This window comes from Anaerolineae bacterium, from assembly GCA_016931895.1.
GTDB lineage: Bacteria > Chloroflexota > Anaerolineae > 4572-78 > J111 > JAFGNV01.
Window position 1 is genome coordinate 1 of sequence record JAFGDY010000262.1, and the last position, 8,248, is coordinate 8,248.

10 protein-coding genes are annotated in these 8,248 nt (G+C 52.5%); 2 read left to right on the forward strand and 8 right to left on the reverse strand.

Annotation, left to right across the window (positions count from 1 at the left end):
• Nucleotides 1-118 precede the first annotated feature (118 nt).
• The 8 genes from JW953_20165 to JW953_20200 form a co-directional block, all read right to left on the reverse strand.
• The gene (locus tag JW953_20165) at nucleotides 119-793 is read right to left on the reverse strand and encodes a class I SAM-dependent methyltransferase (protein MBN1995021.1); all 675 of its coding nucleotides are present in this window, start codon (nucleotides 791-793) and stop codon (nucleotides 119-121) included.
• Between the two features lie 2 nt (nucleotides 794-795).
• Nucleotides 796-1,857, reverse strand: a complete 1,062-nt coding sequence (locus tag JW953_20170) for a winged helix DNA-binding domain-containing protein (GenBank protein MBN1995022.1) — start codon at nucleotides 1,855-1,857, stop codon at nucleotides 796-798.
• 30 nt (nucleotides 1,858-1,887) lie between these two features.
• Entirely contained in the window at nucleotides 1,888-3,030 is a 1,143-nt protein-coding gene (locus JW953_20175) for a hypothetical protein (GenBank protein ID MBN1995023.1), read from the reverse strand.
• A 21-nt stretch (nucleotides 3,031-3,051) separates the two neighbouring features.
• Complete coding sequence (locus JW953_20180; protein ID MBN1995024.1) at nucleotides 3,052-3,795, reverse strand: DNA alkylation repair protein; 744 nt, start codon at nucleotides 3,793-3,795, stop codon at nucleotides 3,052-3,054.
• A complete protein-coding gene (locus tag JW953_20185) occupies nucleotides 3,792-4,178 on the reverse strand; it encodes an SH3 domain-containing protein (GenBank protein MBN1995025.1) in 387 nt (128 codons plus the stop codon). Before JW953_20185 ends, JW953_20180 begins: the two co-directional genes overlap by 4 nt.
• An 11-nt stretch (nucleotides 4,179-4,189) precedes the next feature.
• Nucleotides 4,190-4,918 (reverse strand): DNA alkylation repair protein, encoded by a 729-nt coding sequence (locus JW953_20190; GenBank protein MBN1995026.1) that lies wholly within the window; start codon nucleotides 4,916-4,918, stop codon nucleotides 4,190-4,192.
• 84 nt (nucleotides 4,919-5,002) lie between these two features.
• Nucleotides 5,003-5,413 (reverse strand): hypothetical protein, encoded by a 411-nt coding sequence (locus tag JW953_20195; GenBank protein MBN1995027.1) that lies wholly within the window; start codon nucleotides 5,411-5,413, stop codon nucleotides 5,003-5,005.
• Nucleotides 5,414-5,416: 3 nt separating this feature from the next.
• A complete protein-coding gene (locus JW953_20200) occupies nucleotides 5,417-6,229 on the reverse strand; it encodes a MerR family transcriptional regulator (GenBank protein MBN1995028.1) in 813 nt (270 codons plus the stop codon).
• A gap of 255 nt (nucleotides 6,230-6,484) precedes the next feature.
• Here JW953_20200 and JW953_20205 point away from each other — a divergent pair, with 255 nt between their 5' ends.
• Both JW953_20205 and JW953_20210 read left to right on the forward strand, forming a co-directional pair.
• Nucleotides 6,485-7,273 (forward strand): response regulator transcription factor, encoded by a 789-nt coding sequence (locus tag JW953_20205; GenBank protein ID MBN1995029.1) that lies wholly within the window; start codon nucleotides 6,485-6,487, stop codon nucleotides 7,271-7,273.
• 306 nt (nucleotides 7,274-7,579) lie between these two features.
• Nucleotides 7,580-8,233: a response regulator transcription factor gene (locus JW953_20210; GenBank protein MBN1995030.1), complete on the forward strand. Its 654-nt coding sequence runs from the start codon at nucleotides 7,580-7,582 to the stop codon at nucleotides 8,231-8,233.
• The last annotated feature ends 15 nt before the right edge of the window (nucleotides 8,234-8,248 follow it).

Below are 8,248 nucleotides of genomic sequence, written 5' to 3' on the forward strand. Positions count from 1 at the left end.
AAGAAAATAGCCTGGACCCGATAAATTTTAACGGCCAATTTTTATTTCGTGCTCAAAAAAGTGTCAACTAAATTGTGAACCATCCCAGTTTTTGGATCTTTCTCAGAATCTCGCCAACTCAGGTTCCGATACTCAACTTTTTCTGACCTGAAATGCCCAAGCCAAACGAACTCTGTCCCACTGAGGCATCCTTCAGCCTGGTTTTCGCCAATAAGCGCTGCACTTCGTCACGGGTGTAGGATGCGTTAATAGTCCTGAACAGGCCGGGCCGTATTTCTTTGGGTTTGGTGCCCAACCACATTACCCATTTAATGGGAAAGGGCATATCACGTCGTAGGTCGGTGATCAGATACCGCCCGCCGGGTTTGAGCACACGATAGATTTCGTTCAACGCGCGTTCAGGATCAGCCCACTCGTGCAGGGCGGCGTTGGTAAAAACACCATCAAAAAATTCGTCCTCAAACGGCATCTGAAGAGCATCGCCGTGAATGTACTCCACACGCTCAGTCAGGCCGTATTCTGCGGCGTTTTTTTCGGCCACTTTCAGCATGTCTTGACTGATGTCCAACCCCTTCAGCCAAGTACCCTCGGTTTGTTTGAGCCATTCCAGCCCCAAATAACCAGGGCCGGGACCAATTTCTAAAACCAGGCCGGTGGTGATGCCGGCCTGGAGAACCAGGTTTGTCAACAATTGCCCCTTGTCCCGCGATTGGCGCATCATAGCGTCGTAGGCATTGGCCATAAATTCGCCTTGCAGGCCCTCTTCAGTTTCGATAACTCGAGGTCTGGTCATCTTTAAACTCCTGTGATTTCTGCGCCACTGTATTTTAAAATTTGATGATGGGGTGGATGATACCCTTGAGCAACAACGTTTATAATTTCTTCTCGTCTTTTGGCTCGTTCGTCTGCGGGCAACATCAACACAATATCGTCCACATTGTGCGGCCCAATGCGCCAATGCCCCACCACTGCTCCCTGGAATTGCCCGTCAATCAGCAAGTATTGCAGCACTTCCAGTCCCCCAAACCGGCGTCTGAGTTCGCTGGTATGGGACCTGACCAAAAAGTCTGCCTTATGCAGCATAAACACCGCCGGGATAACTTTCTGTTCAGGCAAAACGGTATCTTCAGCGCGCAACCAGCCTTCACCCAAGTCCTCTACCGTTTGGGACACAAGGCGGTTGGCTTGTTCCAGTTCCTGAATGACGGTGACTAACAATTTTTGGGAAAGTTGGGACCAATCCCTCAATTGCTCAAACGTGGCAAAAACATGGCCTGCCAAAAATTGCAGCAGCACCTGGGCGGTGGCGGCCTGCCGGCGATCTTCGTTTAATTTGACCTCGGGCCACTCGGCGGCAAAGTCGTACCAGCCGCGTTCCCAATCATCGTCGGTCTGGTCTTCGTAAACCAGAAATGCTTGCTGGAGGCGGTGCAGGGCAGGCATAATCTGTTTGTTGAGCAGGCCGGTCTCCTCCTTGAGTTGGCGGGGAGTTAGCGGCCCGGTAATTTGCACGGCTTCCAACACCGCTTCTTGAATTTCGCTGAAATAGGTTAGGGGACGTTGAAAGGCGTTGGCATATAAGACCAGGTCTTCGGCCAGCACATAGCCAATACCGCCGCCCAAAAAACGCCCTTTGACCATCCGGCGCTGCGCCCGCAGCCGGTCTGCTTCCACGCCATCGTCAAAAAGAGTGCGCGGCATGAGCCTGGGTGGATCGCCGGGCCGGGTATAAGCCACAGGCGATACCGGCTGGAGCCGCCGAAAAAGTTCAAGGTATGCGCCGGCATCGGCTAGGGGGTGGGTCAAACACTGCCGTCGCAGCCGTTCGGCCAAAATAGTGGTTAAATTGATGTCCATTAAATTTACCTTCCAACATTTGAGTTAGTCTCAAGAATCACGGCCCACAGAGGGCGCAAATTCTTGCAGCCACCCGGCAATTTCTCCGGCCAAACTTCTGCCGATTCCCGGCAACGCTCGCAACCCGGCCTCCCCTTTGGCCTGATAAATTTCGGCAATGCTCTCCGGCCACTCATCCACAGTCCAAGCTGCTTTGCGATAAGCCCAAATCCGATACTCCTTGGCCATGTTCAGTTCCAGGTCATAAATCTTGAGGAACAACCGTTCAGCGATGCGTTTGTTGGTAGCCAGAGGCCCCGGTGGAATGTAGCGCGGCATCCGGTCTGCCAGATCGTGGCAAGCGCACAGTTCACGAACCAGTAATCCCAGCCGGGCATTGTAATTCCGCAGCGGGCCGTAGTTTGGTTTTGCGTCCACCGGCCAGTTATACAAATCCCGCCACTGCTCGACCAGGGCCGGGTCCAACTGCCGGGCAGCAGCCAGAGTACGCTCGGCCTGGACGCCGGCCATGGTCAGCCCGCCACCCAGCACAAATGATCCACCGTGGTCTTTGGTGGCGCGGATAACGTCTTCCAAATGAGTTGGGTCGTCACCCACCACGGGGATAATCGGCATCAACGAGGCGCCGACCAGGATACCGGCCTCGGCCAGCCTGGCCATGGCCAGCAAACGACGCTTGACCCCGGGGCTGCGTGGCTCAAAGGCTCGCTTGAGCGCGGGGTCCAGATTGCTGATACTAAAAACCACCCCTACCCAGGCGCGTTGATTAATTTCGACCAGCAAATCCAGGTCGCGGGTCAACAGGGGCGAGCGTTCGACAATGAACAGGGGAAAGCTCAGGTCACGCACCACTTCTAGCATCCGGCGTGATAGCCGGTAGCGATTCTCGGCGGGCTGTTGCCAGTCGCCGCAGCAGATCACGTCGGGTTCCAGGCGAGCCAGTTCCTGGCGCAGTAGCTCTACGGCATTGGTTTTTACCTGAATTACCGTGTCAAAAGTATTTGGGTCGCGCCCACGAAGGTAAGGGCCGCCGCGCTCGTAGCAAAACTTGCAGCCGCTGCGACAGCCAAGGTAAGGATGGGCAGAATACTTGTCCCAAAACCAGGGACCGTCTACGTGTTTGTGGACGTTGACAATTTTGCGGGCTTTGTACGCTTGAAATTCCAACTTCATTGTGACCGGCCCCTTTGAGTTTTAGAACCCCGCAGGGCCTTTTCCGGTAATACGCGCTCGTTGTTCCCCCGAGAGATAAGTCAGAGCCTTGCGTAGCATAACGGCTCGGTGACGGCGCTGGTTGGGAACAACTTGCTCGGCCAGCCAGTCGGTGACCAGACCGGGATATTTGCGGCCCATCGTCTTCAAGCCCCAGCCGACGCCTTTGACGGCATCCATGTCCCATTCGCCAAACATCGGCTCCAGTAAAGCCAGAAGTTCTTTGGCCTGCGGTGTAAGCTCAGCCGCTCCCCTGGAGCGTTTGGCCCAATAATGCACGCTGACGCCCACGATTCGCCTTACCCAGGCATTATCATCCTCACGCCAGGGCTTGAGCAGAGCCAGCGCCGGCTTAAAATTGGCCACCAGCGCCCGGCCCGGCACACCCTCGCCTAACGTATCGGCCCCGTACCACACGTCAGCAACGATGATAAACTCACGGCAACGGTTAAAAGCGCCCGTAAGGTCACGGCCCAACTGCTGCTCCAACGCGCTGGCAATAATCACCCAACCGCCTTCGGTTTTATCAGCCGCGATAAAGTCTAGAAAATCATTCGCCGACTTCAGCGGGCCAACGCCAACAGCATCGCCGATGTGGCGGAGCATGGCAAACGGCGTGCGCTCGGCCAAAATCGGAGCCAATAGAGCATACGCCGGTTCTATCTGGTTCTGAGCAATCAGGTTCGCAATACGACGCCCCAATTCTCGGGCTTCTTTTGTTTTCATTGCTTGCTTCCCTCACCAAGTATCTCTAAATGATCTGCCGGCACCCAGCCGTGGCGTCCCTGTTGATCGGTACACCAAATCCAGCCGCTTTCCTCATAACCCATTATCAACTCTTCGCCAATATCCACCGAAAGCTCAGTTGCATCGTAATCAAAACGAGCCACCCAAATGTATCCTTTGTGCGCCACATACTTTTTCGGCACCCAGCCACTTTTGCCATTTTGGTTGGTACACCACACCCACCCGCTCCATTCGCTTTCCTTTTTACCTACGATCAGTTCTTCGCCAGCCTTAATCACCAGCGGGTCAGGATAGGCCGACTGATAGACAGAGATAACCCGGCAGATTGATGGCGATTTGATTTCTACGTTATCTTCTTTCACAAATCTTATCCTTATGATTTGGCTTTTCCACTTTTGAGCCCCACCTGCAGCTTATTATTCACTTCACGCACCACTTGACCGGCCAAAACCTCTTTATTTTCTGCCAGATAGATTTTCACCCGATCGCGGTGATGCCGCGTCAATTCTCGCAACACCCACGACACGGCCTTGACCATCATCGGATGCCGTTCTTCTTTGACCTGGTCAAGCAATTGCAGGGTTAAATCAGGAGCCGTGAACCCCGTCTCGCCACGATTGATGCGGATGGTAGCCACCAGCGATAACCGCCGACTCCATACATCTTTGTCAGTAATTAACTTCTCCAGGTAGCTCAGCCGATTTTCCGGCTCGGCTAATACCCACAGGCCCAACAGCCAGCCCAGGCTATCAGTGATGACCCAATTGTCAAGACCCCGACGCCAATGCTCGAAGGGTGATTTGTTTAAAGTGGGCAGCCAGTTTTTGTAGTGTTCAAATAAATAAGTGACGAGTTGTCGTTCTTCGTGCGAGGCATTATTCCACAGGCTTTCGGCCAGGGTCAGCATTTCTTCGCAAGTAGCCTGCTTATGTTCACGATACCATGCCCGGGCAATTTCTCGCAAGTTGGGCACACGCACGCCGTATACCTTGAGTTTTGTCGGCGCTGTGGCGTTGATACTCATTTGGTATTGAGGGTCAGCGTGTTGTTTGATCTGGTCGAGCAAATAGTGGGCTTCGTTCTTGGCAAAATCTATGGGCATAGGCTTTTTGTTGAATAGAAAGTGGGGAGTCCAAAAGTTTAGCTTTTGGACTCCCACGATTTACTCGTTAAAACCTGTTCAGCCTCAAACAGATGCGCGCCGGGCTGCCATGCTCCGTCCCACGAGATAGGGAACGGCACTGACCAGAAGGTAAGCAAGCCAGATGGAAAGATAGGCAAAGAAACCCAGACCGCCTGCAAACAGCAATACAATCACCAGAAAGTCCAGAATAATGTTCACCAGGAACATAGTCACTCCAAACTTTAAACCCTCCATCGGCTTGTCCTCTGCTTCTTTCAGGTATGACCTGGCTAACAGAAAACTCACCAGGGGCATAACTATCAGCAATGGGAAACTGATCGCCGGGCTGGAAGAGATGAAGGGGATGGGCGACAAGTTTACCAGGGGCGTCATAAAGATGATCATACCCCAGATGAACCCAACGAGCCAAACGACAAAGGAAAATAGAAGGGCTTTTCCAAATTTGTACGGCATTTGTTATCCTCCTGCTTCTTGCGCTTTTTTTACGGGCAATTGTATTTCGGTAATATTATTTGAGGGGTCTTCTCCGGGCATGGCCCACTGCACGTAAATCTCGCGGATAGGGCCGTTCATCCGGTAGCCGTTGGCCTCAATCCACCCCATTAACTGGGTGTAGGTGGCCTTGAGGTTATCGAACGTGCCCTCGTGAATGATACACGCCATCTGGGCCACGGCTGGAAGCTCCCGCCCCTTAACTCGCTCTCCTGCGGGCACTGAGCCAGTCACCGGCACGGCCACTTCCACATCTACCCCCTCCTCGTGGAACTCCTCATCGTAGTATACGCCCATTGAAGGCCCCATTGGGTTGATCTTGTGCTGCCCCAGGTGCGTATAAACCTCGGTAAAAAGGTCGCTGATGCCGGTGGTGGGCACGGTAGCCCGCACCGAAGCAACGGCCTGGGATGGAACATTTTTTAAAACGACTTCTTGGCTTGGCATAGTTTCCTCCAGTTCTATTTGTTTCAGCCGCCACTCAACCTGCGCCAGCCGGGCCTGCTCTTCCTGCACCTGTTGTTGAATTTCGCTCTGTTTGAGGCGTAACATCCCCCGGATTTGGTCGGGCGTTAGCGCCTCCTTAAGGAGTTGGGCAATCTGCTCCAACGATAACCCCAGCTCCTTCAGCGCCAAGATGCGGTTGAGCCGCGGCAACTGCCTGGCCGAATAGTAACGGTAGCCGGTAAAGGGATCCACTTCTGCCGGCTTAAGCAGACCAATCTGGTCGTAATAACGCAGGGCTTTCACCGTTACCTGAACAACAATGTTATAAATTTGTGCTTACAGCCTGCTTAATTGTAGATAAATAGAACCTATGTTCGATTATAGTCCTTTTTTCAAAAGAGTCAAAATCGATTAGTACACGCATTCCGTTTGCGTTGCACTTCTGTCGGTATTGAGTCTTGATTCAGACATCAATAGATGTGATAAATATTTTTGAACCAAAAAGACATCAATTATAACAAGAAAAGTAATTATCAGTATCCAAATATGCCGGTAAATTTCGTCTTTGATTGCAGGAAGTGATTAATGAAAAGGATCTTAGTTGTAGATGATGATACCGATACAATCGGTTTTCTCAAGGTTCTTTTGCAACGTCAGGGGTACGAGATCCTCACCGCCCAAGATGGCAGCAAGGCTTTGGAGGTATTCGCGACTCAATCGGTTGATCTCATTCTAGCTGATGTGGCCATGCCACAGCTCAATGGCTACGAACTTTGCCAACGGGTCAAAAACGGCGCTAACCCTCGCCTCGTGCTGACCCCCATCATCCTGATGAGTGGTCGCACCCTGGATAGCGATATTCGTTACGCCAAATCATTGGGCGCGGATGACTACCTGCCCAAACCATTGGATGTGGATGACTTACTGGCCGTGGTGCAGGGCAAACTCCTTGCTGCCGAACGACTGCAAAATTTATTTGAACGTGAAACCAATGGACCAGAAGTGATTACTCTGATCATCAATGAGAAACCGGTTCGGCTCGACTACCGGCAGCATCGGGTCTGGGTTGGTGATCAGGAAATTGAATTGACGGCCAGAGAGATGTTTCTCTTGGAGCGATTGGCCCGGCAACCCAACGAAATCGTCAGCCTGGTTGAGATGGTCAAAGCTACGCATGATCTGGACACGGATAGCCAGGAAGCCAGCCAGTTACTCCGGCCACTTATCCGTACTCTGCGGCGGAAATTGGAAGTACACTTGGGCACAGTTCCGTGTATCAAGAATGTGCGTAGTCGAGGCTACCTGTTGATTAGCAATCGCACGAATGTTAAAAGATGTGCCAAGACCGATCTATCAACTGTTGCGGCATATTAGAAAAACTGTGATAAAATGTGAGGTGAATTCGTTCATCGGAGGGTGATCAAATGGAGTATAGCGTCCCAACTGCGGAAACGAAAGCTTTTCTCGAGTTTTTCGACCATTCACCAATCTTAAGGCTTGTATATCGCCTCCATTCTCGAACGGCTACGTTAAACACACAAAACATTTGTTCTATTAAGAAAAAAGACCTTTCGGTAGTGGATTGCGAAAAATTTTACAAACGATAGTTTGTAAAAACCTTAAGTCCCAGCCTGGCCAGGGCGCCCGCCTGACCGTGTTCTGCCCTTGGGAGGATACGGTATGATTCGCGTGATTTTGGCCGACGACCACCACCTGGTGCGGCAGGGTATTCGCGCCCTGCTGGAAAAAGCCAATGACATTAATATAGTGGACGAAGCCGAGGATGGTCAAGAAGCCGTGACGCTGGTTGAACAACTCAAGCCCGACGTGCTGATTATTGATATTGCTATGCCGCGTATGAACGGCATCCAGGCCACCCAGCGCGTGCGCGCCCTGGGTCTGACCACACAGGTGGTGATTCTCTCCATGCACTCCCGGCCCACGCTGGTGCGACAGGCGCTGCGCAACGGAGCCAGGGGCTACCTGCTCAAAAACTCAATCACCGAGGAACTGCTGCTGGCCGTGCGGGCGGCCAACCGGCGCGAAACCTATCTCAGCCCGGAAGTTTCCGGCATCGTCGTGGATGACTTTTTGACCCATCAGGTTGAGGCCGAGCAAGCCAGCTCTTTTAACCAACTCACCCCGCGTGAGCGCGAGGTGGTGCAACTCATTGCCGAAGGACACACAAACAATGGGATCGCCCGGCTCTTGAATATTAGCGTCAAAACCGTGGAGCGGCACCGGGCCAACCTGATGGCCAAGCTGGATGTGCATGACGTGGCCGGGCTAACCCGCGTGGCCATTGAACTTGGTTTGATTTTTATTGATGAGTAACGCCTAAATATTCGG